The 24,480-nt window shown below is 43.1% G+C and carries 23 protein-coding genes; 18 read left to right on the top strand and 5 right to left on the bottom strand.

Going from position 1 to position 24,480, the window contains the following annotated elements; all coding sequences use genetic code 11:
- The first annotated feature begins 24 nt into the window (after window positions 1-24).
- The gene (serB, locus tag AC3CH3_RS12205) at window positions 25-1,005 is read left to right on the top strand and encodes a phosphoserine phosphatase (RefSeq protein WP_017058828.1); all 981 of its coding nucleotides are present in this window, start codon (window positions 25-27) and stop codon (window positions 1,003-1,005) included.
- Between the two features lie 110 nt (window positions 1,006-1,115).
- Here serB and AC3CH3_RS12200 read toward each other — a convergent pair whose 3' ends face one another.
- On the bottom strand, window positions 1,116-3,461 hold the full coding sequence (locus AC3CH3_RS12200) for a PilZ domain-containing protein (RefSeq protein ID WP_488537241.1): 2,346 nt from the start codon (window positions 3,459-3,461) through the stop codon (window positions 1,116-1,118).
- A gap of 161 nt (window positions 3,462-3,622) precedes the next feature.
- On the opposite strand from AC3CH3_RS12200, the gene radA reads away from it, so the two are divergent.
- Together radA and fusA are read left to right on the top strand one after the other, a co-directional pair.
- Window positions 3,623-5,002: a DNA repair protein RadA gene (gene radA / locus AC3CH3_RS12195; RefSeq protein WP_017058826.1), complete on the top strand. Its 1,380-nt coding sequence runs from the start codon at window positions 3,623-3,625 to the stop codon at window positions 5,000-5,002.
- 234 nt (window positions 5,003-5,236) lie between these two features.
- Window positions 5,237-7,324: an elongation factor G gene (fusA, locus tag AC3CH3_RS12190; RefSeq protein ID WP_019819832.1), complete on the top strand. Its 2,088-nt coding sequence runs from the start codon at window positions 5,237-5,239 to the stop codon at window positions 7,322-7,324.
- A gap of 223 nt (window positions 7,325-7,547) precedes the next feature.
- On the opposite strand, the gene AC3CH3_RS12185 is transcribed toward fusA, so the two are convergent.
- A complete protein-coding gene (locus AC3CH3_RS12185) occupies window positions 7,548-7,760 on the bottom strand; it encodes a VF530 family protein (protein ID WP_012604684.1) in 213 nt (70 codons plus the stop codon).
- Window positions 7,761-7,799: 39 nt separating this feature from the next.
- Complete coding sequence (locus AC3CH3_RS12180) at window positions 7,800-8,756, bottom strand: LysR substrate-binding domain-containing protein (protein WP_019819829.1); 957 nt, start codon at window positions 8,754-8,756, stop codon at window positions 7,800-7,802.
- Between the two features lie 103 nt (window positions 8,757-8,859).
- Between AC3CH3_RS12180 and AC3CH3_RS12175 the strand changes: the two genes are divergently transcribed.
- The gene (locus AC3CH3_RS12175) at window positions 8,860-9,066 is read left to right on the top strand and encodes a DUF1127 domain-containing protein (protein WP_123301051.1); all 207 of its coding nucleotides are present in this window, start codon (window positions 8,860-8,862) and stop codon (window positions 9,064-9,066) included.
- Window positions 9,067-9,158: 92 nt separating this feature from the next.
- On the opposite strand, the gene AC3CH3_RS12170 is transcribed toward AC3CH3_RS12175, so the two are convergent.
- Window positions 9,159-10,847, bottom strand: coding sequence for an AMP-binding protein (locus tag AC3CH3_RS12170; RefSeq protein ID WP_488537240.1), 1,689 nt, complete (start codon window positions 10,845-10,847; stop codon window positions 9,159-9,161).
- A gap of 93 nt (window positions 10,848-10,940) precedes the next feature.
- The gene (locus AC3CH3_RS12165) at window positions 10,941-11,684 is read right to left on the bottom strand and encodes a helix-turn-helix domain-containing protein (RefSeq protein WP_488537239.1); all 744 of its coding nucleotides are present in this window, start codon (window positions 11,682-11,684) and stop codon (window positions 10,941-10,943) included.
- A gap of 194 nt (window positions 11,685-11,878) precedes the next feature.
- Between AC3CH3_RS12165 and AC3CH3_RS12160 the strand changes: the two genes are divergently transcribed.
- The 14 genes from AC3CH3_RS12160 (at window position 11,879) to AC3CH3_RS12095 (ending at window position 24,478) form a co-directional block, all read left to right on the top strand.
- Window positions 11,879-12,049, top strand: coding sequence for a Flp family type IVb pilin (locus AC3CH3_RS12160; protein WP_004734461.1), 171 nt, complete (start codon window positions 11,879-11,881; stop codon window positions 12,047-12,049).
- A gap of 157 nt (window positions 12,050-12,206) precedes the next feature.
- Entirely contained in the window at window positions 12,207-12,737 is a 531-nt protein-coding gene (locus AC3CH3_RS12155) for an A24 family peptidase (protein ID WP_488537238.1), read from the top strand.
- Window positions 12,738-12,774: 37 nt separating this feature from the next.
- Window positions 12,775-14,124 carry a P-loop NTPase family protein gene (locus AC3CH3_RS12150; protein WP_488537237.1) on the top strand — a complete coding sequence of 450 codons (1,350 nt, stop codon included), beginning with the start codon at window positions 12,775-12,777 and terminating at the stop codon, window positions 14,122-14,124.
- On the top strand, window positions 14,117-14,866 hold the full coding sequence (gene cpaB, locus AC3CH3_RS12145; protein ID WP_019824852.1) for a Flp pilus assembly protein CpaB: 750 nt from the start codon (window positions 14,117-14,119) through the stop codon (window positions 14,864-14,866). Before AC3CH3_RS12150 ends, cpaB begins: the two co-directional genes overlap by 8 nt.
- Before the next feature lie 8 nt (window positions 14,867-14,874).
- Entirely contained in the window at window positions 14,875-16,329 is a 1,455-nt protein-coding gene (locus AC3CH3_RS12140) for a type II and III secretion system protein family protein (RefSeq protein WP_019824853.1), read from the top strand.
- Window positions 16,319-16,588 carry a hypothetical protein gene (locus AC3CH3_RS12135; RefSeq protein WP_029405622.1) on the top strand — a complete coding sequence of 90 codons (270 nt, stop codon included), beginning with the start codon at window positions 16,319-16,321 and terminating at the stop codon, window positions 16,586-16,588. The genes AC3CH3_RS12140 and AC3CH3_RS12135 overlap by 11 nt, the downstream gene beginning before the upstream one ends.
- 16 nt (window positions 16,589-16,604) lie before the next feature.
- Entirely contained in the window at window positions 16,605-17,867 is a 1,263-nt protein-coding gene (locus AC3CH3_RS12130) for a pilus assembly protein TadG-related protein (RefSeq protein WP_019824855.1), read from the top strand.
- A gap of 2 nt (window positions 17,868-17,869) precedes the next feature.
- A complete protein-coding gene (locus AC3CH3_RS12125) occupies window positions 17,870-18,298 on the top strand; it encodes a TadE/TadG family type IV pilus assembly protein (protein ID WP_019824856.1) in 429 nt (142 codons plus the stop codon).
- Complete coding sequence (locus AC3CH3_RS12120) at window positions 18,298-18,795, top strand: TadE/TadG family type IV pilus assembly protein (protein WP_029405623.1); 498 nt, start codon at window positions 18,298-18,300, stop codon at window positions 18,793-18,795. Before AC3CH3_RS12125 ends, AC3CH3_RS12120 begins: the two co-directional genes overlap by 1 nt.
- Window positions 18,796-18,821: 26 nt before the next feature.
- Window positions 18,822-20,042 (top strand): AAA family ATPase, encoded by a 1,221-nt coding sequence (locus tag AC3CH3_RS12115; RefSeq protein ID WP_488537236.1) that lies wholly within the window; start codon window positions 18,822-18,824, stop codon window positions 20,040-20,042.
- A gap of 33 nt (window positions 20,043-20,075) precedes the next feature.
- Window positions 20,076-21,527 (top strand): TadA family conjugal transfer-associated ATPase, encoded by a 1,452-nt coding sequence (locus AC3CH3_RS12110; RefSeq protein ID WP_488537235.1) that lies wholly within the window; start codon window positions 20,076-20,078, stop codon window positions 21,525-21,527.
- A gap of 9 nt (window positions 21,528-21,536) precedes the next feature.
- The gene (locus AC3CH3_RS12105; RefSeq protein WP_054547542.1) at window positions 21,537-22,502 is read left to right on the top strand and encodes a type II secretion system F family protein; all 966 of its coding nucleotides are present in this window, start codon (window positions 21,537-21,539) and stop codon (window positions 22,500-22,502) included.
- A gap of 3 nt (window positions 22,503-22,505) precedes the next feature.
- On the top strand, window positions 22,506-23,477 hold the full coding sequence (locus AC3CH3_RS12100) for a type II secretion system F family protein (protein WP_171308113.1): 972 nt from the start codon (window positions 22,506-22,508) through the stop codon (window positions 23,475-23,477).
- On the top strand, window positions 23,474-24,478 hold the full coding sequence (locus AC3CH3_RS12095; protein ID WP_019824863.1) for a tetratricopeptide repeat protein: 1,005 nt from the start codon (window positions 23,474-23,476) through the stop codon (window positions 24,476-24,478). Before AC3CH3_RS12100 ends, AC3CH3_RS12095 begins: the two co-directional genes overlap by 4 nt.
- The last annotated feature ends 2 nt before the right edge of the window (window positions 24,479-24,480 follow it).

Below are 24,480 nucleotides of genomic sequence, written 5' to 3'. Positions count from 1 at the left end.
CATAGTTAATTAGGAATCATACACATGGACGCTCAGAAATATCTGCCGATAAAAAGGCATACGACATTATTAACTCGACTCCCCGAGACTCGTTTCGCTTCTCAACTCGCTAAATCCAAAGCCAATTGGATTGTGTTTGGTGAGTACCTATCTCCACAATCTTTCGATGACATCGACTTTTTCACTGGCACTTACAACACCATCCTCGATACGTGGAAGGTTGGGCATTATGAAGTGGCTTTGATGTCAGGCAACCTAACACCAGCACACGAAGAAATCCTCCAAGCGCTAAAGCTTGATTATGCTTGCCTTAGCGAGGTCCCAGACTTATCTAAGCCAGGTTTGATCGTGATGGATATGGATTCCACAGCGATTCAAATTGAATGTATCGATGAGATTGCCAAATTGGCTGGAGTGGGAGAGTTAGTCTCTGAAATCACCGAACGAGCAATGCAAGGCGAGCTCGACTTTGAACAGAGCCTACGCCAACGAGTAGGAGCACTGAAAGGTGCGGATGAGTCGATATTAGAGCAAGTGCGTCAGTCATTGCCATTCATGCCAGACTTGGTCGGACTGGTGAATACTCTGAACAAACTTGGTTGGAAAACGGCGATTGCATCAGGTGGTTTTACTTACTTCTCTGACTACCTGAAAGATACCCTTGATCTTGACCACGCTCAGTCAAACACGCTTGAGATCGTCAATGGTAAGTTGACGGGTGAAGTGTTAGGTGATGTTGTTTCGGCGCAGACCAAAGCGGATATCTTGGTAGAGTTGGCTGAAGAGTACGAATTGGAACTGCATAATACCGTTGCCGTTGGTGATGGTGCCAATGACTTGGTGATGATGGGCTCTGCAGGTTTAGGCATTGCCTACCACGCGAAACCAAAAGTAGAGCAGCAAGCTCAAACCGCTGTGCGTTACGCTGGTTTAGGCGGGGTGCTATGCATCTTGTCGGGTGTATTGGCTAAGCAACAGAAGATCAGCTGGCAAGCGAAACCTTAAGGCTTGCTTACTAGCTTCTACTAGCAGCAAACTATAATAGAACACGGATACAAAAAAAGCAGGCGATGAGCCTGCTTTTCTATTTTCAAATCCAGTAAATGGATGCTGACCTAACGAGTCAGCTCTAATCGAATCAACACTTCATCTGTGATGTCTTCAATCTCACCATAGCCAATAAAAGCGGTGATCTCGTTCTCTAGTTTCTTAGCTTGATGCATGCTGATGCGTGAAAGCTCTTCTAAATCCGATTGGAATAAACTTGTTAGCGGATTAAAGATAGGTGCCGTAGTGACTCGCAATACATACACATCACCCAAGTGCTGCGCCTTCTTAATGAATAAGATGCGCTCTTTTGCTGAGGCGAAATCTTTGACCAACTTGGTATGCACAGATTGGATCTTGTCGCCAAACTTTACCGCAGCAATATACACGTCATGGTGTTTAGGCTCTGCGCCTTCGATTCTTTTCAGTGGTTCAGCCAGCAATGAGCTAGTGTGACCCTTAAAGATCGGCTCTAGTGAGAACTTTTGGTTGTGTCCAAGCTTAGCCAGTAACGTTAGGTGCTTATTCAGTGGGAAGTTCACACCAATGATCTTACAACGCAGCGTTGAGCTTGGCTTATCAATGAAGATGGGGTTACTGACCATCTTACTCAGCAATATATTGTGCAACGATTCGAGCAACGAATTGGTTGGCAGTATCTCTTTCTTCTTAATCAGTTTGCTTTGATTTTGATCGATAAGCCCGTTAAGGAAAGCGATGGTTCGCATTGTCTTGGCATTCTCAGCAATAACCAATTGGACGTTTCGGCCATTCGGGCTTACACGAATTACATGATAAGGCACTGTGCTCAGTGGCAAGTTTTTATCATAGAGCTGTAGCTCATTGAAGTTGACCAATACTGGGTCATTAATCTTGAGTACCATTGGGTGTTCAAGGGTAATGCTGAGCCCACGCTTCGAAATGTCTAAGGTGTGTCCGTTCGCTGCTGCACCATCTTGTGAAGTCAGTTGTAACGGTGATTTAAACTGGTATCTCGGCTCTTTACGACGAGTCTGAGAATCAAAATAGATACTTTGAATGTTCCCAACCACAGTACGCGGGTGACGGAAGCGGTTCAATTCACGGCTTGGAATACGTGGCTTTTCACTCAGAAGATAATCAGCTGCACTTTCGTGATCGCCGATCTCTTGCAAGATTCCGCAATGCGTCAGTTGAGCTGAGCTTTGAGCTAGCGTATCCGAGTGTTTAGCTAATGCTTGTCGCTCGGTGTCTGACAGTTCGAAAACCGAGAACTTGAACGCCTTCCAACTTTTACGTTTGCCACCGATGTGCCAGAACAGCTGTCTTTGTTCACGAGAGGCTTCAGGCAGCATCATTGAATAGAACAAAGTCTTGTTTTGGTGTTCATGGGTAAACGAATAGATGACGTTACTGGTTCCCTTCACTCCTGGTTTCGCCAGCAGGTTCATACGTTGTTCGTTGAACAGGGTGCCCAGTGCTTGTTGATTTCGCTCGTCGTGCCAATATTGCCATAACGGATGGTTGTTATCTGTCAGTAGGGCAAGCTTGAGTTCGCTGCCGCTGAAAAACAGGGGAAGATTACAAGTATGCTTTAGATAGGTGTGTTCGATTCCTCGAGTACGAGTTCGAATGATCCTATCTTGATTCTCATGGCTGGTTTTCTTGCTGGTGCTATTTAAAGACTCATCGAGTAAGCGAGCCACAATATTGTTGTCGCTTACCTTAATGGTTCTTAGAAATTTGACCGCGTTGTTCTCATAAGATTCGTCGATACCCAAAACACGAAACTCAACCGCTTGGTTAACATCGTTTTCTTGGGACTTTTCGATAAGCTCTGAGAACTTAACGCTGATGATCTCGCCGAGGTTGTATCGAAAGGCGCTCGGCACCTTGAACTTTGCACCCGACGGGGAGATATCAACCGTGACACCGTGTAGGCTTTGACCTTTCGATGTGGTGATCTCGACCTGCGAGCTAATCTTGAGTCTGTTCTCTTGGCGCTTTAAGTCGTAACCTAGGTTAATAGCTTCCGCTTCATACGGGCTATTGGCGCTAGTAATGTCGTGGTTACCTTGAGAAGACGTTTTAACAACGCTCAGAGGCTGAGTTCGCGGAGTCATTACTAACTCCCATGCGCCTTCTGTGTAACCTTTAAACTTTTTAGTACCACGTTGATACGCGTTTAACGCGATGTCATCGAGCCAGTGCTTACGACCGTCTAACGTGAACTGACGACATTCATTATCAATGCGCCCACGTAAATCAATGCTCTTTGTACACGGAGCCATGATACGATTCAGTTCCATTTTAACCAGCAGTTTTAGAGACGGAGATTCGCCTTCTGTCATTTGAGAAAGAAGGAATTCGAAATCTTCGGCGTGGTAGGCCGGGATAAGACGTTCTGCTACAGATAGAATTTCAGATTGCTGCATACTTTTCTTGTTAGAATGGACGGTGCATTTATGTTATCGACTAGTTTAAATCGATCTTTAAGTATTAGTGGTATGACTGCAACGTTTATTTTCACCCGTACGGTCAAATAAGTCACAAATTGACAACATCATTGTGTAACTGAGTAAATTATTGAGGTTTTATGGCTAAGGCAAAACGAGCTTATGTGTGTAATGACTGTGGTGCTGACTTTCCACGTTGGCAGGGGCAGTGCAACGCATGTGGTGCTTGGAACACGATTACAGAAGTTAGGTTAGCCGCTTCACCTCAAGTAGCGCGCAATGAAAGATTATCTGGTTATGCAGGTGCAGTAACAGAATCGAGCGTTCAGACATTATCTGAAATTAATCTGCAAGAAGTACCACGCTTTAGTAGTGGCTTCAAAGAGCTCGACCGCGTACTCGGTGGTGGTGTTGTCCCTGGTGCTGCGATCCTGATTGGTGGTAACCCAGGCGCGGGTAAATCAACACTATTATTGCAGACCATGTGTCAGCTCTCTTCTCAACTGCCGACTCTTTATGTAACAGGTGAAGAATCTTTACAGCAGGTTGCAATGCGTGCCTCTCGACTTGGATTACCAAAAGAGCACCTAAAGATGCTCTCTGAAACCAACGTAGATAAGATCTGTCAGGTTGCTGAAAAAGAACAGCCAAAGATCATGGTTATCGACTCCATCCAAGTTATGCACGTTGCTGATGTTCAGTCTTCACCGGGCAGTGTTGCTCAGGTTCGTGAATCGGCAACCGCATTAACGCGCTACGCAAAACAGAATAACGTTGCTGTGTTCTTAGTGGGACACGTAACTAAAGACGGCACCTTAGCCGGGCCAAAAGTGCTTGAGCACATTATTGACTGTTCTGTTCTATTGGATGGCGGAACCGATAGCCGTTTTAGAACACTGCGCAGCCACAAAAACCGTTTTGGTGCGGTCAATGAGCTTGGCGTGTTTGCTATGACAGGCCAAGGACTAAAAGAAGTCAGCAACCCATCGGCTATCTTCTTGTCTCGTGGTGAAGAAGAAACCTCGGGCAGTTCGGTGATGGTTGTGTGGGAAGGGACTCGTCCATTACTTGTTGAAATTCAAGCGCTGGTGGATTATTCCCAGCTGGCTAACCCGCGTCGTGTCGCTGTCGGCCTAGAGCAAAACAGGCTTTCGTTGTTATTAGCGGTGCTGCATAAACACGGCGGCTTACAAATGGCTGACCAAGATGTGTTTGTGAATGTCGTTGGTGGTGTTAAAGTAACCGAAACCAGTGCTGATCTTGCGTTGGTGATGGCTTTACTTTCAAGTTTCAGGGATCGCGCATTGCCAAAAGATGTGGTGGTATTTGGAGAAGTAGGCCTAGCGGGTGAGATTCGACCGGTACCGAGTGGGCAAGAGCGTCTGAATGAGGCATTTAAACACGGCTTTAAGAAAGCGATCGTACCGGCAGCAAACATGCCTAAAGGTGGCATTCCTGGAATGCAGATCCACGGCGTGAAAAAATTATCGGAAGCAATTAATGCTTTTGATGAGTTGTAATTGAGCTCACTTCAGCTACTCTATACAGCAGAAATTCAGTCTAACTTGGGCGCGATATTCGCTCTAAGTTAGCACTAAACTAAACAGTCACTTAGATTGTTTCCATAGATTGCCTTTTTCTATATGTTAGAAAAAGGCAAAGTTTTTTAGTCCCAAATGCATGCAAAGCTATCAGTCTTCACAGATTGTGATATACTCTGCGCGCATTTTATATCCTATTAACAGAGTAAGACAATGGCAGATTTATCGAAATACAGAAACATTGGTATTTTCGCGCACGTTGATGCGGGTAAAACAACTACCACTGAGCGTATCCTTAAGCTAACTGGTCAAATCCACAAGACTGGTGAAGTACATGATGGCGAATCAACGACTGACTTCATGGAACAGGAAGCTGAGCGCGGTATTACTATCCAATCAGCAGCTGTAAGCTGTTTTTGGAACGATCACCGTCTAAACGTTATCGATACTCCTGGACACGTTGACTTCACAGTTGAAGTATACCGTTCTCTTAAAGTTCTTGATGGCGGTATCGGTGTATTCTGTGGTTCTGGTGGTGTTGAACCTCAATCAGAAACTAACTGGCGCTACGCTAACGAATCAGAAGTATCTCGTCTGATCTTCGTTAACAAACTAGACCGTATGGGTGCAGATTTCTACAACGTTGTTGACCAAGTTAAAAACGTTCTAGGTGCTACTCCTCTAGTTATGGTTCTACCAATCGGTCGTGAAGACGAATTCGTTGGTGTTGTAGACCTACTAAGCCGTAAAGCATACGTTTGGGATGACACTGGTCTTCCTGAAAACTACGAAATCACAGATGTTCCTGCGGACATGGTTGATGACGTTGAGCAATACCGTGAAGAGCTAATCGAAACTGCTGTAGAGCAAGACGATGACCTAATGGAAGCTTACATGGAAGGTGAAGAGCCTTCTATCGAAGACATCAAGCGTTGTATCCGTAAAGGTACTCGTGATATCGCATTCTTCCCAACGTTCTGTGGTTCTGCGTTCAAGAACAAAGGTATGCAACTTATCCTTGATGCTGTAGTAGATTACCTACCAGCACCAACTGAAGTTGATCCTCAACCTCTAATGGATGAGAACGGCGAAGAAACTGGCGAACACGCTATCGTTTCTACAGATGAAACTTTCAAAGCGCTTGCATTCAAAATCATGGATGACCGCTTCGGTGCTCTAACTTTCGTTCGTATTTACTCTGGTAAACTGAACAAAGGTGACACGATTCTTAACTCATTCACAGGCAAGACTGAACGTGTTGGCCGTATGGTTGAGATGCAAGCTGATGACCGTAACGAACTAACTAGCGCACAAGCTGGTGACATCATTGCGATCGTTGGTATGAAGAACGTGCAAACTGGTCACACTCTATGTGATCCTAAGCACCAAGTAACGCTTGAGCCAATGGTATTCCCAACTCCAGTAATCTCAATCGCTGTATCTCCAAAAGATAAAGGCGGTTCTGAGAAAATGGGTATCGCGATCGGTAAAATGGTTGCAGAAGATCCATCTTTCCAAGTTGAGACTGACGAAGAGACTGGCGAAACTATCCTGAAAGGTATGGGTGAGCTTCACCTAGACATCAAGGTAGATATCCTTAAGCGTACATACGGCGTTGATCTAACTGTAGGTGCTCCTCAAGTTGCTTACCGTGAAACTATCACTCAAGCAATTGAAGATAGCTACACGCACAAGAAGCAATCTGGTGGTTCTGGTCAATTCGGTAAGATCGATTACCGTATCAAACCAGGCGAAGCAGGCTCTGGCTTCAAGTTCAACTCTGTAGTTGTGGGCGGTAACGTTCCTAAAGAATTCTGGCCTGCAGTTGAGAAAGGCTTCGCATCTATGATGGAAAACGGCGTACTAGCTGGCTTCCCAACTCTAGACGTTGAAGTTGAACTTTTCGATGGTGGTTTCCACGCAGTCGATTCATCTGCTATCGCATTTGAAATCGCAGCGAAAGGTGCATTCCGTCAATCTATGCCTAAAGCTGGCGCGCAACTTCTTGAGCCTATCATGAACGTTGACGTGTTCACTCCAGACGATCACGTTGGTGATGTTATCGGTGACCTTAACCGTCGTCGTGGCATGATCAAAGATCAACAAGCTGGCGTAACTGGTGTTCGTATTAAAGCTGACGTACCTCTTTCTGAGATGTTCGGCTACATCGGTCACCTACGTACTATCACTTCTGGTCGTGGCCAATTCTCTATGGAATTCGCACAATACGCACCATGTCCAACTAACGTTGCTGATGAAGTGATTGCAAAAGTTAAAGCAGAAAAAGAAGCTGGTAAGTAATTAGCCCTTTTCTCAATTAGCTAAAAAAGCCCCGCAAGTGAAAGCTTGCGGGGCTTTTTATTGCTTGTAACATACTGCGAGATGCGAGATGCGAGATGCGAGATGCGAGATGCGAGATGCGAGATGCGAGATGCGAGATGTGAGATGTGATATGGCCCCTAAAAAGTAGGCACAGGGGTTGTCCCGTATTTAATCAACACGGGACAGATGAAGTAGGGAGAGACTAACGCTTTAAGTCGATGTAAATCTGCTCTACCTTGGTACGTGCCCAATCTGTTTTACGCAGAAACTTTAAGCTCGATTTAATGCTCGGGTCTTTTTTAAAGCAGTTGATGTTTACCATGTAACTCAACTCTTCCCAACCGTAATGTTCAACCAATTCAGTCAGTAGCTTCTGTAGAGTGATACCGTGAAGTGGATTATTGTCTTGTGTCATGAGATTTACCCGTCATTTATTTGCTCTCAGTATATCAGCTTAGCCATCAGAGTTTCCCGACCATTTCAATGAGAAGTCGGTATCGACGATATTGAGCATTTCCCTTCCTTTGTTACCAAACTCACTGACCTGCGTTTCTATCCATTTGGAGAAGCGTTGAATCTTATCGCGATGAAAGTATCCCGGCGGCGCACATAAGAAATAGTTGTATTTTGGTCTTAGCGCTGTATTACCAATTCTAACTAGCTTCCCTTCTTGCAGGTATCGATACACCAAACTGTGTTTGACTAAAGCGACTCCTTGAACAGAGAGTGCACCTTCTAGTACAAAGTGGGAGCCATCAAATTGCAACGTGGTGTGACCGCCTTCAACGCCTACTTCATTTAGCCATATTGACCAATCCATGTCTGGCCATCGGTCTTCAATTAGCTCGGCTTTGTGCAGGTCCTCGACACTGTATATTCCATACTTCTCCTGATAGAGCGGATGACAAACAGGATATAACACTTCATCCATTAGCCAGCGCGACTCTAGGTTTGGGTAGTTACCGTGCCCATAGCGTATACAGATATCGATACTCGAATCCTCAAAGGTGATCAGCTTATTGGTAGGCTCAATCAACATAGAAAGGTCTGGATGTCTCTCTCTGAAATCCCCAATCCTTGGCACTAACCAATGCTGGGCAAAAGATGGAACGGTCGAGATCGACAGCTGAGTGGGATTAGGGTCTTGGTTTATTTGTCTTACCCCATCTTGAATATGGGCAAAGCCTTTCTTCGCTTGTAGGTACAGTACTTCGCCTTCATGAGTTAATACTATTTTTCGGTGTTGGCGAATAAAGAGGTCAGCTCCTAACCACTCTTCAAGTTGGCGAATTTGTTGGCTGACTGCTGCGGCTGTGACAAATAGCTTTTGTGCTGCCAGCTTAAAACTGCCTGTTTCAGCTGCCGTATAAAAATAGTAGATCCCTTGGAATGGTGGGGTGCGTTCTCTCACATTAGTTTTCCTTAACTGAATGCCAGTATCTATCGTTTGTCGACGTTGCTCTGTTGGTCGATTATTGACCATAACAAAGCAAGAGATCAACAGGAGAAAGGCTATGAATACGATCACAGTAACAGCAAATACCAACCATTCACTTTTGTCATCGTTATCAACTAAGAAATTCTATTCTAAATTAGGCATGTACTTTCAAAATCGTAGAACCAGAAAGCAGCTGTCTGAGCTACCAGAGTATTTGTTGAGAGATGTCGGGATTACACAGGAACAAGTTGATAAGGAACTGAAGAAATCGTTTTGGGAGTGAGTGGGAGTGTTAGGGGAGGGACTGGCTAATCTAAGGTTGAGCGTACTTTGCTGCCAAAAAAAGGAGCCGTAATGGCTCCCTCTCGATTTTGATTATTCTTCCCAAACCACCAATTTATCTTTCGGCCAGTTATGACCGACTTCATGGTATTTCTGCTCTAGGATATGTCGCTTGATTTTGAGAGTCGGGGTTAACACGCCATTCTCAATGCTCCATGGTTCCTTAATCATCAATACACCTTTGATCTTCTCGTGTGAACCGAGCTGCTCGTTCATTTTCTCGATAACGCGTTTTGTCGTTTTCTCATAGCGATCCCTATCGAAATTAGGGAAGTCATGCGGTACCACAAGTAGGATTGGACCTGGTAGGCCAAGCCCTATCAAACACATCATTTCTACGCGGCTGTACTCAAACAGTTTGTTTTCGATTGGCACTGGAGCAACAAACTTACCTTTAGCGGTTTTAAAGGTATCTTTCTTACGCCCACGAATCGTTAGGTAACCTTCGCTGTCGATATCGCCGATATCACCAGTATGTAGCCAGCCATCTGAGTTAAAAGATTCTTGGGTTGCAATATCATTCTTGTAGTAACCAGAGAATAAGCCTTTGCCTCGAACTAGAATCTCTTCATCTTCAGCTATTTTGAGTTCGATCCCTGGACCTGCATTACCAACCGTACCGATTTTATCGGCTCTGAATGGGTAGTTGAGCGTGCTGTAGGCGAAAGACTCTGTCATGCCCCATGCCTCGGTAATGTGTAGGCCAACACTCTCATACCATGCGAGTAGAGCGGGTGATACAGGTGCAGAACCACACCCAAGAACGCGAGCTTGGTCTAACCCTAAACCATCAGCAAGCTTCTTCTTAATGATGTTGTTGATAAACGGAATCTTCAGAAAGAAGTTCAGTTTCTTCTGTGGCAATTTGTCTTGGATTCGCTGCTGGAACAGAGTCCATAAGCGAGGAACTGAAATAAACAGTGTAGGGCGATGCATTTTCACATCATCAATAAAGGTGTCTAAAGATTCAGGGAAAGCCGTAACCACGCCCCCCATCACTGAAGAACCAAAGATGTAAACGCGTTCTGTAATATGAGCAAGCGGTAGGTAAGAAAACAGGCGATCGCCAGGTTGGATTCCAATATGGTCAATCAACCTTTGAACAGACCAAGTAAACGCGCCGTAGGTGAGCATTGCGCCTTTTGGTAGCCCTGATGTACCCGATGTATAAACAAGTGACATCAGCTTATCGTCGTGATGCTGAGGGCGTTTGGTTGATGGTTCATGTGTCTCAATGAGCTGTTCGAAAGTGTGTTGGCACTTCGCTGCGCTGTCGTATGGCAGTGAAATACTCACCAAGCTCGGATTGTCATCAAGTACTTTTTGAGTAGCTTTAGGAGCGTCAAGCTTACCCGCAATCACAATTTTACTTTCACTGTGTTCAATACAGTACTGAATGGTATCTGCACCTGCTGTTGGAAAGATTGGGACGCTGACAAAATCTCCTAACATCATGGCAAGATCGCAGATGAACCACTCTGCACAGTTTTTTGATACGAGAGCGACTCGATCGCCAGGTTGGGCTCCGAGTCCTTCTAATGCTGACGCCAGTTTCAGTGCTTTGTCGGCTACTTCTTTATAAGTAAATTCGACAAATTGGCGGTTAATAATCTGTTTCAAATAGACTTCATCTGGGCGTTCTTCTGCCCATTTTAAAATCATATCATTGGGTGTAAGGAGAGCTGTTGCTTGTTCTTGGCTAAACTCGTTAGGCTGAATCATTGTCTAACTCCATGTTTTTCGCTAAGTTATTTTTGGTTATTTTTGTTAAAATCATGTTAAATGTACCATGATTTTTTCTTTTAGGGAGTAAAATTAGCGTTTTCTGTTATCTGTGCAGGCACGCCTGTAACTTGCTGGGGTTACTCCGGTCCTTTTCTTAAAAATTCTCGAAAAATATGACACGTCCTTGTATCCACATTGATAGGCAATTACAGCAATTTTTGATTCGGTATCCGCCTCAATCAATTTTTTGGCGAGTAGAATGCGTTTATCACAAACAAAGTCTCTAAAGCTTACCCCAAAGTGTAGATGAAACTTTTTCGAAAAGTAGGTTGTAGAACAATGACACTTCTCAGCGATCTCGGTTTCTCTAATTTCTTTGTTGATGTTGTTCATGACAAAGTTAACGACTTCTGAAGTAAACAACTTTGCAGGTAATTGATTATTGTTATTTATGTTTCTGTCGAGATCGAAGTGGGATTCGAAGATATGCTGTGTTTTACTCTTAAGCTCTTCGAAAGTACTGGTCAGATGATTACTGTTTGTTTCGATAATGAAAAATATATTCTTATGATTTCGAACGATATTAGGTAACGAGTCTGAACAAATAATGACAATTCTCTTGTTTAAGTTTTCACAAATAGATAATGCCATTGTAAGTAGTTGAAGTTTATCCGGTCTATTCAAGATAAAAAATACCAGTCTGACATCTAAGTTACTGATTACAGATATATCTTGCTTACAATTCTTAATGGGGAAGTAGTGGCTTATTTTATTGATAATAACAGCATTAAATTCACTGTCTTTATCTGATAATAAAGGTGTGACTACTTTCATATAAATACCAACTCTATTTCATATTAAATTGTGAGTTAAAAAATAGATAAATTACGAAGCATAATAATTAGATTAGAAGTACCACAAAAAAGTGCAAGTAAATGGCAAGAAAATCCTAACCTAATATATCTCTCACCTCTAGATTTAGTTTACAGGTAAACAAAGCCTGATACGCAAATCAAGGAGAGGTTCTCATGGATAAGTTTTTGAATAATTGTAAAGAATTCATGAAAGATGAAGAAGGGTTGACTGTAATCGAGTATGTAATCGGTGCAGCTTTATTGGTATTAGGTTTAACAACCGTATTTTCTGGTTTAGGGACTACACTCGCAGCTAAGCTAAACACAATCGTTAATGGCTTATGATCGGAAAGGAGTGAAGCAGCAAAGAGGGTTGACTTCGGTTGCCTACATTATCGCTGCTGCGTTACTTGTCATTGCTATAGGATTGGTTTTTTCTGGGATGGCAACAGCCTTACTTAGCAAAATCCAGAGCATTTTTTCGAGTGTATGAATTAAATGTATGATTAATGAGCCTTCAGTTTTTTGGGCATTGCTAATTGCAGTTTCGGTATACGATGTTGAGAAACATCGTATACCAAACAAAATATTGATATTGTTTTTGTTTGTGTACTTTTTATCAATGTTTAACCGCAATTACACCTTTGATGCTTTTTTAATGTCCTTCGTTGGATTCGTGGTGTTTTTTTGTTTTGGATTACTCTTATATTTTTTAAGAGCTATGTCTGCAGGAGATGTGAAGCTATTAGGTATTGTAGGGATGTATCTTGGGTGGGGACAATTACTTGATGCATCGTACTTTATCTTACTTTCTGCTGGAGTGATCGGGACTTTCTACTTGCTATATAACTTTTCCAACTCGAACAGTCTTAGTATCAAAGGCTATTTTGAAAATAAGCTAATTGTGCTTGGTGGAGTAGCACCAGTATCAAATGAAAGTACTAGTTTGCACGCTAGGTATTCAAATAAGGTGACAATGCCTTTTGCACCCTCTGTTGTTATGGGATTAGCGATGTATAGCTACTTTACTTAAACCTGTTGTTGGTTAGCTTTGTGGAGAGGAATAATATATGGATATTATAGGGCATACTGCTCCAACAACTTTGAAGCCTCAAATTTCAGCCCCTACCGTTCCGACATCTCTTGATATGTTGGGTGTTCCTGAAGTTGTTATTGAAAACCTCGTACTCAAGCACTTGTCTGCTTATCCTAAATCGGATGTGTTAGAGCTTTCTAATTATTTGTGTGTTGTTACCCATATAGTGGAAAGTGCTTTAGCTGTTTTGAGGAAGAAGTCATTAATTGAGGTGTTTCAACCTACCTCAGACCTTTCTCTTTCATCAGTCTCCCATAGTCATGTCCGTTACTCCCTTTCTGAGAAAGGACTTGAAGAAGCTGATCTTGCCTTTAAACGTGATGCTTATTTAGGGCCCGCCCCCGTTTCGCTTGACCAATACAGTGATGTGGTCAAACAGCAAGACCTGAGAGTAGAGCTAGTCACTAGACCACATGTCGAAGCTGCTCTGGATGATGTATATGGTGTCGACAAAATGATTTCAGTGCTAGGGCCTGCAATCAATTCTGGACGTGCTTTGTTGTTATATGGGCACGCTGGTACTGGTAAAACCTTTGTCGCGAGCCGTATTGTGAATGCTTTGCACACCTCTGTATTTATTCCTTATGCAGTCTATGCATTAGGTAACATTATCAAGGTGTTCTCGGCGCAACATCATAAACCGTTGGATAGTAACGGCAGCGATCAAAGCATTTCCCTCAAAGATCAGTACGACAAGCGTTGGCTTAATTGTGAGAGACCGAATATTCAGGTGGGTGGTGAGCTTACTATGGATATGCTTGAAGTTAATCATTCAGAAAATAGTCGAGTCTGGTTAGCACCAGTTCAAATGATGGCAAATAATGGGATCTTTATCATTGATGACCTTGGTCGTCAGCCCATGCCGGTGGATGCGCTTCTTAATCGTTGGATTGTACCGATGGAGTATTCCTTCGACTATTTGTCGCTGCCTAATGGTCAGCAGATAACGATGCCATTTGTATTAACTCTTGCCTTTTCTACCAATCTAAACCCCAAGAAAATAAGCGATCCTGCCTTTTTACGTCGTTTGGGTTACAAGATTGAATTCAAGCCACTTAATCAGCGAGATTATGAAGCTTTATGGATGAGTGTCGTTGCTGATAAAGAGGTAGAGCTTCAAGACGGGTTTTTTGAGCGTTTGTCTCAAATGCACACGCTTCTAAAAGTGCCACTTTTCCCATGTTTACCGAAAGATCTCGTTGGTATAAGCAAAGACATTCTTTCGTTTGAGCAACTCCCACCTGTTATCACATTCGATATTCTTTCCATGGCATGGGAAGTTTATTTTACCTCTGATGGACACGAGGAAGAGAATAATGAATAAGAGTCAAGTTTTCCTACTGTTTTTACTGTCCGTAGTATTCGGCTTAGCGGCTGTATTTTTTGCTAAGCAGTGGATGGATGATCAAGTTCAGCCAACCGTTGAAGTTGAAACGGTCGAGCGTCACCCCGTTGTTGTCGCATCACAAGAAATTGAAGCCGGAACTATTATCGAGGATCAGTTTTTAACCACCAGATTGATGGAAGTTGATTGGATTAATGAAAATAACTATTCGGATAAAGCAGAGCTGATTGGCAAGGTTGTTGCGAATACTGTCTATGCGGGAGAGGTGCTTCACAAGTTACGATTTACTGTACCAGGAGAAGGGTCAACGCTTGCAGCTCTTATCCCTGAAAATAAACGTGCGGTAACGATACGTGTTGATGATGTTATTGGTGTGGCGGGTTTCTTATTACCGGGTAACAAGGTTGATATTCTCAATACCGTTTCTTACGGAAAAAATTCTGCCACGACTCAAACAGTATTAAAAGACATCAAGGTTTTGGCTGTCGACCAAACGGCTAAGACGAAAGAAAACAGTCCGATTATTGTACGAGCGGTAACACTTGAGATGACGCCGAAAGAGGCAGAGAAACTTCTCACGGCTAAAAGCAAGGGCGATATTCAGCTGACTTTGAGAAACCCACATGAAGTTGAGAAAAAAGTGGTTCGTCGATATGTGCCTAGACCAAGTGTCACCATTATCAAAGGTACAGAAACATCTAATGTGCGCGTCAAGGATTGAGGTGAAATATGAGAATATTAATTGCGTGTGTTTTGAGCCTGATTTGTATTTCGACGGCCAGTGTTGCGGCGTTACAAACGGGAAAAACAGTCACGGTTCCACATCATAAATCTACGCATGTCGTGCTGTCGGGAAAAGCGGCGAAGGTTTCTCTTGGTGATCCTGAAGTTTTAGATATTGTAATTTTAAAATCAAATGAAGTGTTTTTAATTGGTAAAAAATTAGGTGCGACAAACCTAATGGCTTGGGACTCTCGAGGTCGGTTAATTGAGTCTATTAACATTGAGGTTACTCATGATCTTAATAGCCTCAAAGCTAAATTATATGAGTTCCTTCCAGATGAAACTATCGAAGTCCACAGCGCACAGAATCGTTTGTTGTTGAGCGGTCAGGTGAGTAATCAACAACAAATGAATGTCGCGATGCGAATTGCAGAAACGTATTCATCTGGGCAAACCGCTGACAAATCAAATGAAAGTGGTAGCGAGCAAGCCGCTGCTACCGGTGTTATCAATTTGATGTCCATTGGCGGGGCTCAACAAGTCATGTTAGAGGTGACGGTTGCCGAGGTGCAAAGAAGCTTGGTGAGAAAGTTTGATGCAAACTTCCACTTCTTCCAAACCAGTGGGTCTGACTTTTCTTGGGGGGCGTCTTCAGTCCCTGCTGGTGTGTTAGGTGCAACCCCAATTTTCAATATTCCTACCTCTACCGATTACGGCATTTTAGGTTCTTTCATTGATAGTAATACATTGTTTACTTTCGCACTGGACGTAGCAAAACAAAACGGGGTCGCTAAGGTATTGGCTGAACCGAACTTAACCGCATTAAGTGGTTCTAAGGCTGAGTTTTTAGCTGGTGGGGAGTTTCCAATTCCAGTGCCTGATGAGGATGGTATTACAATTGAGTACAAAGAGTATGGTGTGGGTTTAAAGTTCATCCCAACGGTACTCAGTGACAAAAAAATCAACCTAAACTTAGCGGTTGATGTGAGTGAAATTGCCAATAGTAGCTCGTTAACGATTGATCCTGGTACTACCAATGCGACTTACTTTATCCCTCCAATTACACGAAGAAGTGCGTCATCGACGCTTGAGTTAGCCGACGGTCAGACCATCGGTATTGCGGGGTTGTTGAGTGAGAATGTTAGGGACATCAGTAACAAGATGCCAGGCTTTGGCGATGTGCCGATTTTAGGTCAGCTTTTCAATAGCCAAGAGTATGTATCTGGTGAAACAGAGCTCGTTATTCTTGTTACTCCTCGACTCGCAAAGCCTATTGATCGAACGAAAGTGACGTTACCAACTGATGCCTTTGTTGACCCTAATGACTTGGAATATTACTTATTGGGTCGAAGCGCTTATATAGCTGAACCGTCTGAGTCTGATTCAGAACAGTCTCAAGCTTCACAGGATATATCACCGACCGATGGTGGTAGCGAAGGCTCATTTGGGCATGATTTATAAGGAGATAGATATGATTAGAATAATGATGGTCTTTCTCGTGATGGTGTTAGTTGGCTGTGCAAATGATGCTCGTTTAGGGCACTCAGTCGCACTGGTGAAAACAGAGCAAACGTATAACCCTAATGCGACCCAAGAGAATTTACTCGAAGTACCTGATGGTACAGGGGAGCGGATGCAGACTGGTTACGACAGATATGTAGGCAGAGGTGAAAATGATCTGTCCGGAAGTAGTAGCCAGATCTTAGAAGATTTTAACTAAATCTGGAGGTACTCACATGTTGTATCGAGTATCACAAAGCCCGAAAAAACAACAAGGCTTAGTTGCGGTGATGATTACTGCTGCCTTGTTGGTTTTTCTAGCTGTCTCAGCGCTAGCTGTAGACATAAACCATATGGTCGTGAATAAAACGCGCTTACAAAATGCTGTCGACTCTGCAGCGCTGGCTGCCGCAACCATATTAGACAATAGTAAAGATAAAGACGCTGTAGACGCAGAAGTGGGTACGGCACTTAATGCCATGGCGGCTTCAACTGGGAACCAAGAAATTGATTTCTCTACCGCTTCTATAGGTATTGATTATTCCAATGATCCACAGGACTTTACTGGCAGCGCAACTTTTGGTGCAAATGATGATGTTTATGTGCGTGTTCGCGTAGATGCACTAGAAATGGACGAATTCTTTATTCAACTGTTTGGCCTTGAAAAAGTGGTATCGGCAAGTGCTGTCGCAGGACCGAGTTCAGGCCTCGCTTATAATAATGTTGTACCCATTGGAGTGTGTATTGGTGATGGTACTTCTGATAATGATGTTAATGAAGATGGTTATCATGACGAAACCGGTGAAGAGATAACCAATGTTTTCGGTTATGAAGTTGGAACCGTTCACGCCTTAAAGGTTGGAGACAGTAGTCTATCTGAAATGGGTAATGGTAATTATCACCTGCTGGACTTTGGTTCTGGTGGTAACACTATCAAAGAAGGCTTAGGTGGTAGTTATGATCAGCCAGTTAAAATTGGTGAAGATATCACAACCAAACCTGGCGGCACGGTTGGTCCGACAGGTGATGGCTTAAATACTCGCTTTGGTGATTATGGCGGTGGATTATCGGCATCTGATTACCCTTCAGATTATGTGACCACAGAACCTACCAATGAAATAACGATTGATGCCAATACCGGAGAGATCACTTTCGATGATAGCTACGATTACGCTCAATATAAGTTAGATACCAATGCCTGTATAGCAAGTGGCGGTTCTGGGTGCGCATCTAATGGTGTTGCTTGGCGTCGTATTTTACCTATACCTATGGTGGACTGCTCGGGTAAAAGTGGCGGCTCTACCGACTTTACAGTGAATAAAATTGGCTGCTTTTTCTTGTTGCAAAAAGCACCAACTAACAACTCAGGTACACCAGCCGTTTTTGGTGAGTTTATACATTCTTGCAGTGTTACTGGTGGCTCTAGTAGTAATCAGTCGACAACCGAAGGAGCTTACAGGATTGTTTTGTATAAGGATCCTGATAGCGGGGAGTCGTAATTATGACACTATCTAATAAACATCAACGTGGTTTTGCTGCTGTAGAGATGGTCATTGCGACCCCTGTGTTACTGTTTTTTTTGGGGTTGGTGATCGAGCTTGGCAATATTTTGATTCACTACAATGTTATCTCTAAATCTGTACAAAATGGCGCACGATATGCTGTTAGTGAGGTTTACGATACCAAAGGTGGCACTATTGCCCCAACGTTGGAGATTCAAAATGTGGTGGTTTATGGCCAGAGCAGCGTAGGGACGGCAGTGTTATCTACATTGACGACATCAGATGTAACGGTAACACCACCCTCTATTGACAGCTATGTACGAGTCAGCGTGACATATGACTATGTGCCGTTGTTTTTGTCTATTCCTTTATCCGCCACAAGTTTTTCTATTCCGTTAAGTGTCACTTCGGTGATGAGGGTACTGTGATGAAAAGGTTTAAAGGACGTGTCAAAGGGCTTGCCATCATTGAATTCACTTTAGTCTCATCGTTAATTTTTCTACTGCTCTTTCTCATTTTAGCGTTGGGTGCCTATATATTTTCGCTACAAATGGTCAGTGAGGCGACGAGGAAGGCCGCTAGGTTAGCGACAGTCTGTTACGTCCTTGATAGAGATAATATTGCGGGAATGGTGGTGAATGATATTCCTCTTGTTGGGTTTACTAATGCGAATTTAGAAGTAGCTTACTTAGACGCGAGCGGTAGTGAAATTACGTCTGGTTACGAGACTAATCCCGGATTTGGCACCATTAAATTTGTGCGTGCTAGGGCTACGGGTTATGGCATTCAGTTAATCAGTAACCTAAGCTTTCTAGGAAATAATGGATTTCTTGCAGCCCCTGCGTTTGAAACAATACTGCCAGCAGAAAGCTTAGGGGTGGTAAGGGCTGAAGCTGGCACAGACATCAAAAATCGGTGCCCATAAGCGGTTATTTAAAAGGAGATGAATATATGGGGGAAGCGATCAAAATAACGCCTAATGAAAACGATAAGGATATGACGCGTTTAAGAACGAATCTAAAGATTTGGTTAGTCTACAGCACTGACGCCTTTCATTCGCATATGACTCAAGAGCTAAAAAAATGCCGAAATGTTCATGTGACGTCGTTTTCTCTTGCGGCAATGAGTGAGGAATACTTAAAAAGTGCGGATGTTCCAGAGCTTATTTTCGTTGAAGCTCACGGGAATTGGGCGCAAAAAATGGTTGAGTTGCAAGGGTATGATTTGTCTTTAGAAGACAAGGACTTGTCTTTAGTTGTGCTCGGTGATGAAAGTGATAATGGGTCACTAAAAATCGCACTGCGTTTAGGCGCTTCAGATTTTTTGTCTCACAATGTGACCCTATCGGACCTACTACCACTCTTGAAGAAAACGGCCTCTGAAAAGCTTGAGAACTCCAGTTACGGAGAATTTATCTTGTTTTTGAACACTAAAGGAGGGATGGGAGCAACCACCTTAGCGTTAAATACTGCCATTGAGATGGCCACGCAACATCCTAATGAAGTACTTTTGCTCGATATCGATCTTCAATTTGGCGTGATACCTGATTATTTGAACATAACTCCCACTTATAGTGTTTCGGATGCGATCAACAGTTCTAATGATTTGGATGAAATGTCTTTGGGGTCATTGGTAAACAAACATGAATCGGGTCTGCATGTTCTAAGCTTTAAGCATGAAAATAACGCAGATGATTTCGAACAGGCTCAGAAAATTGGCAGATTACTTCCAATTCTGCATCGTTTTTACCCTTATGTGATCATTGATCTGTCTAGAGGCTTAGACCACGTGTTTGCATCAGCAATATCACCTGCGACGAAAGTACTTTTGGTTTTACAACAGAGCCTAGTGTCAGTAAAAAACACAAGTCGACTAATTAAGTCTCTGAAGTTTGAGTATGGCTTACAAAGTGACTCAATAGAGGTCATTCTCAACCGTTATGAAAAGCGACATTCAATTAAGTTAAAAGATGTAGAGCAGGCGGTGGGTAATCACAATATCCATCTTATGCCTAACGATTTTAAAGTTGCGCTGGAGAGTGCCAACTTGGGGCAGCCGTTAGTTCAGTCGAGAAAGAAAAGCTCTATTACTCGCTCTATCATTGATTTGTCTCATGTTCTATCACCACCAGAACAGGAAGAGAAAGGGTGGCTGAAAAAGTTGTTTTCATAATGGGTTGATGAAAAGTAAACACGAGGGATTGTGATGTTCTTTAAACGAAAAAATGTAAATCCAGAGTTTGAAAAAAAAGTAGAACAGATTTCGCATGATTCAGAAGATGCCAATCCTGTTGACCGTTTATCCAATATTGAGGCGTCTAGTCACTCTCGAAATACGGAAGCGAGCGTTGAAAAGGAGAAGGCGATTGATGAGGCTCGAAAGGTTTTAGAGCAGGAGCTATCAATCAAACACTTCTTTCATAAGCAGCTGCTGGAGACTCTAGATTTAGGGTTACTTTCTAGCTTGGAGAAAGAGCGCGCTAAGCTCGATTTACACGAAGCCATCGTACAGTTAATGGCTGAAGATGGTAGCCATGCATTGAGTGCGGAAGGGCGCAAGCGGGTTATCAAGCAGATAGAAGATGAGGTTTTTGGCCTTGGTCCGTTAGAGCCTTTATTAGCTGATCAAACCGTGTCAGATATATTGGTCAACGGCCCTAAAAGTGTTTACGTCGAACGCCGAGGCAAATTAGAAAAAACACCGTATACGTTTTTAGATGATCGTCACTTAAGAAACATTATTGATCGTATCGTCAGTCAGGTTGGTCGTCGTATCGATGAAGCATCACCTATGGTAGATGCCCGCTTAGTTGATGGTTCCCGTGTTAATGCGATTATCCCGCCTCTCGCACTCGATGGCCCTTCAGTTTCGATTCGTCGTTTTGCCGTCGATCGTTTGACGATGGATAACTTAATTGGTTACGACTCAGTCTCGCCTCAGATGGCTAAATTTGTAGAGGCTGCGGTGAAAGGTGAGCTGAATATCTTGATTTCAGGAGGGACGGGGTCAGGGAAAACAACCACACTGAATATCTTTTCTGGTTTCATTCCGCGAGACCAAAGAATTATTACCATAGAAGACTCGGCAGAATTACAACTGCAACAACCACATGTCATTCGCCTAGAAACCCGTCCTGCGAACCTAGAAGGGAAGGGAGAAATCAGCCAGCGCGAATTGGTTAAAAATACCTTGCGTATGCGACCTGATCGAATCGTGGTTGGGGAGGTTCGTGGTAGCGAAGCCGTTGACATGCTAGCGGCGATGAATACCGGTCATGATGGATCTCTTGCTACCATTCACGCGAATACCCCTCGTGATGCCTTAAGTCGTGTCGAAAACATGTTCTCAATGGCAGGGTGGAACATATCAACCAAAAATTTACGAGCTCAAATTGCTTCGGCTATCCACCTTGTTGTTCAAATGGAACGCCAAGAAGATGGTAAGCGTCGTATGGTGAGTATCCAAGAGATTAACGGCATGGAAGGTGAGGTGATTACGATGTCGGAAATATTCCGTTTTCAACGGAAAGGTATTGATGAAGATGGCAATATTATCGGTTATTTCACTGCAACAGGGGTTGTGCCCCAATACCATGACCAGTTAGTCAAACGTGGACTCGACCTGCCTTTCGAGCTCTTTAGTGAGACCAAAGGTTAAGGAGGGAATATGGATAATGTAAGCGTTTCATTAGCCCTATTGTTTATCGCAGTACTGTTTATTTCTCAGGCGTTGTTGTTACCTGCTGCGGGCAAGAAAGCGAAACATAAAGAGTTGTCTCGCCGCTTAAAAGAGACACAACGTAATATCGATGCAGAGAGTTTGTCATTACTCAAAGAACACTATAACAAAGAACTGTCCCCGCTAGATCGTAAGCTCATCGTTATCTCTTTTTTCGGTGGTTTGAAAAAAATGTTGGAACTAGCCGGTATGAAAGTGGCGTTAAGCCGGTTCTTACTTATTGTTTCTCTTTGCGCTGTATTGCTCTCATTGATATCGATAATGACCAACCAAGTATGGTTCATCAGTGTGGGGGCGTTCATTTTTGTTTGGGTTATCGCCTATCTATTTGTGCAAAATCGAGTGACTTACAGAATGGCTCGATTTGAGGAACAACTTCCTGAGGCTTTGGATATTATTCGACGCGCATTGCAAGCAGGACAACCGCTCGTCCAATCATTCAATGAAGTTGGCGAAGAACTTCCAGATCCAATCGGTATTGAATTTAAAAATACCTATAACTTACTTAACTATGGTTATGACTTACGCTTGGCGATTCTACAGATGACAGAACGAGTACCAACCGTCTCAATGCTGGCATTTTCTAGTGCCGTAATGTTGCAAAAAGAGACTGGGGGTAACCTATCTGAAAACCTGCAAAAGGTATCTGAAGTACTTAGAGCGCGTTTTAAACTGGAAAGGAAAGTCAGAACGCTCTCTGCTGAAAGTCGTTTATCCGCATGGATCTTAACGTTATCCCCATTTGGTTTGTTCTTCGCCTTAAGGGTCGCTAGTCCCGAGTATATCGAGCCACTCTATAAAGATCCCCGTGGCCTATCCATGGTGAGTGTCGGTATTGTTCTTTTGGCTATCGGAGCCTTGTGGATTAAAAAGATCATTAGCATAGAGATTTAACCTATGGAATTACTCAATATTGAAGTTTGGAAGCAGATGTTAGCAGAGTTTGGGATCAGCTCTCAGATGGTTATCTATTCGATGATTTTGCTTACAACAGTCTTGTTAACACTAACGCTTGGATTTCTATTTTTAGGAGCTCGTTCTCCTTTGGACAAGAAACTGAGACAGATATCAGAAGACGGGGCACCGACTGGCAGAAAATCATACGACTTCTCCAATACGTTAGAGTCATTAAGCCCTTTTATAAGTAAAGGTAATAAAAAAGATAATGAAACTTACTCGGAAAAGTTGATGCATGCCGGGTTCCATGAGAAGAGCTCGTTATCGGTTTTCTATGCGTTGAAGGTTTTATCTAGCTTGATAGGTATCGTCGCTGCTTTTATGGTTTATTACATAGCGTTGGGTGGAGACTACAATAATTTACTTATCATGACCTGTGTTTTTCTTGGCACATTCACACCTAATATTATTCTCAGTAAGCTGCAAAAAGAGCGTCAGAAAAAAATAAGAAACGGTGTCCCTGATGCACTAGATCTTCTTGTTGTATGTACTGAATCTGGGCTTGGTTTTAATGCGGCTCTTGGTCGTGTTGCATCAGAGCTCTATGTCTCTCAGCCGGAGCTCGCGGATGAACTAGAGACTGTATTTGCTAAAATCCAAGCGGGCGTCACTATGCCTGATGCGCTTAGGCAACTTATCGAACGAACCGGTTTAGTGGAATTGGAAGGCTTGGTTTCTTTGCTTTCTCATGCATCGAGAATGGGTGGAAGCTTAGCGCAAACGCTCCGTGACTATACTGAAGATTTTAGAGATAAGCGACAGCAAGCCGCTGAAGAAATTGCGGCGAAAATACCGACTAAAATGTTATTCCCTATGTTGATATTTATTTGGCCTTGCTTTTTCATTGTCGCACTTGGCCCTGGACTCTTGATCGTAATGGACGCATTAACTGCGCCGGGAGCAAGTTTATGATGTTATACAATAAGTTTCTTCTACTACTATTGCCAATTTTGCTACTTGGTTGTGCTTCATCGGATGAGCCGACCAATCAATTTGATGCAGAATTGTATTCGGGTAAACCAATCGATTCTTTAACTAGTGATGATCCACCGCTAAATGAAAAAGAAGCAATTATGCGCGGTGACATTGCTCTGCGAGACAACAATATAGACTTGGCTTTATATGAATATATACGCTCTTTGTCCTTCCCTGAAAAAGAGTTTCACGATAAAACCTTGTTCACTATTGGCCAAATACATTCGTCTCGCGGTAACTATGCGTTGGCCGAGAAAGCTTACCTAGCAGCGCTAGATTTTAATCCTGCCCACACCGAAGTATTGGAGCAGTTAGGTGTTTTGTATACCAAGCAACGCCGTACCGATGAAGGTCGAAGCTATTTCTTTAAAGCGATTAATTCAGACCAGGTTCGTTTAAAAAGCAGCGAAACTATCCAAAATTACCAAGCGTTGAGTCAAAGTGAAGTGGCCAGTTTGAAGGTAGACAGCATGTCTCCAGCATTGGCTTATATGGGGATTGGTGTACTGGAAGATGTTGACGGAAAGCATCAGATCGCACAAGAGTACTTCAAAAAGTCACTGACGATAGATAAAAGCTCAGTCAAAGCTTTGTTGAATATGGGCTACTCCCACTACATGTATGGTAACTACAAGGAAGCGTATCAATATACGCGTTCAGCCTTAGAGTTAGAACCGAATAATGAAAAAGCTCAGAATAATCTAGCACTTATTTATTTAGCCTCTGGGGATATTAAAAAGGCAACCAACGTGTTCATGAGGCACATGGATGCCCCGGAAGCGTTGAATAATGTTGGCTACTTCCTAATCTTACAAGGAAAACCTGATCAGGCGGTTCCATATCTACAGCAAGCTATCGATAAAAAATCATCTTACTACAAAGTAGCAAATGAAAACTTAAACAGAGCACTAGCGGAAGTGAGAGAGATGGAACAATAGTG

The sequence above is a fragment of the Vibrio sp. QJM3NY_35 genome, assembly GCF_057785915.1.
Note: the sequence above shows the minus strand (reverse complement) of the source record. Positions and strands in the feature narration are given on the sequence as shown.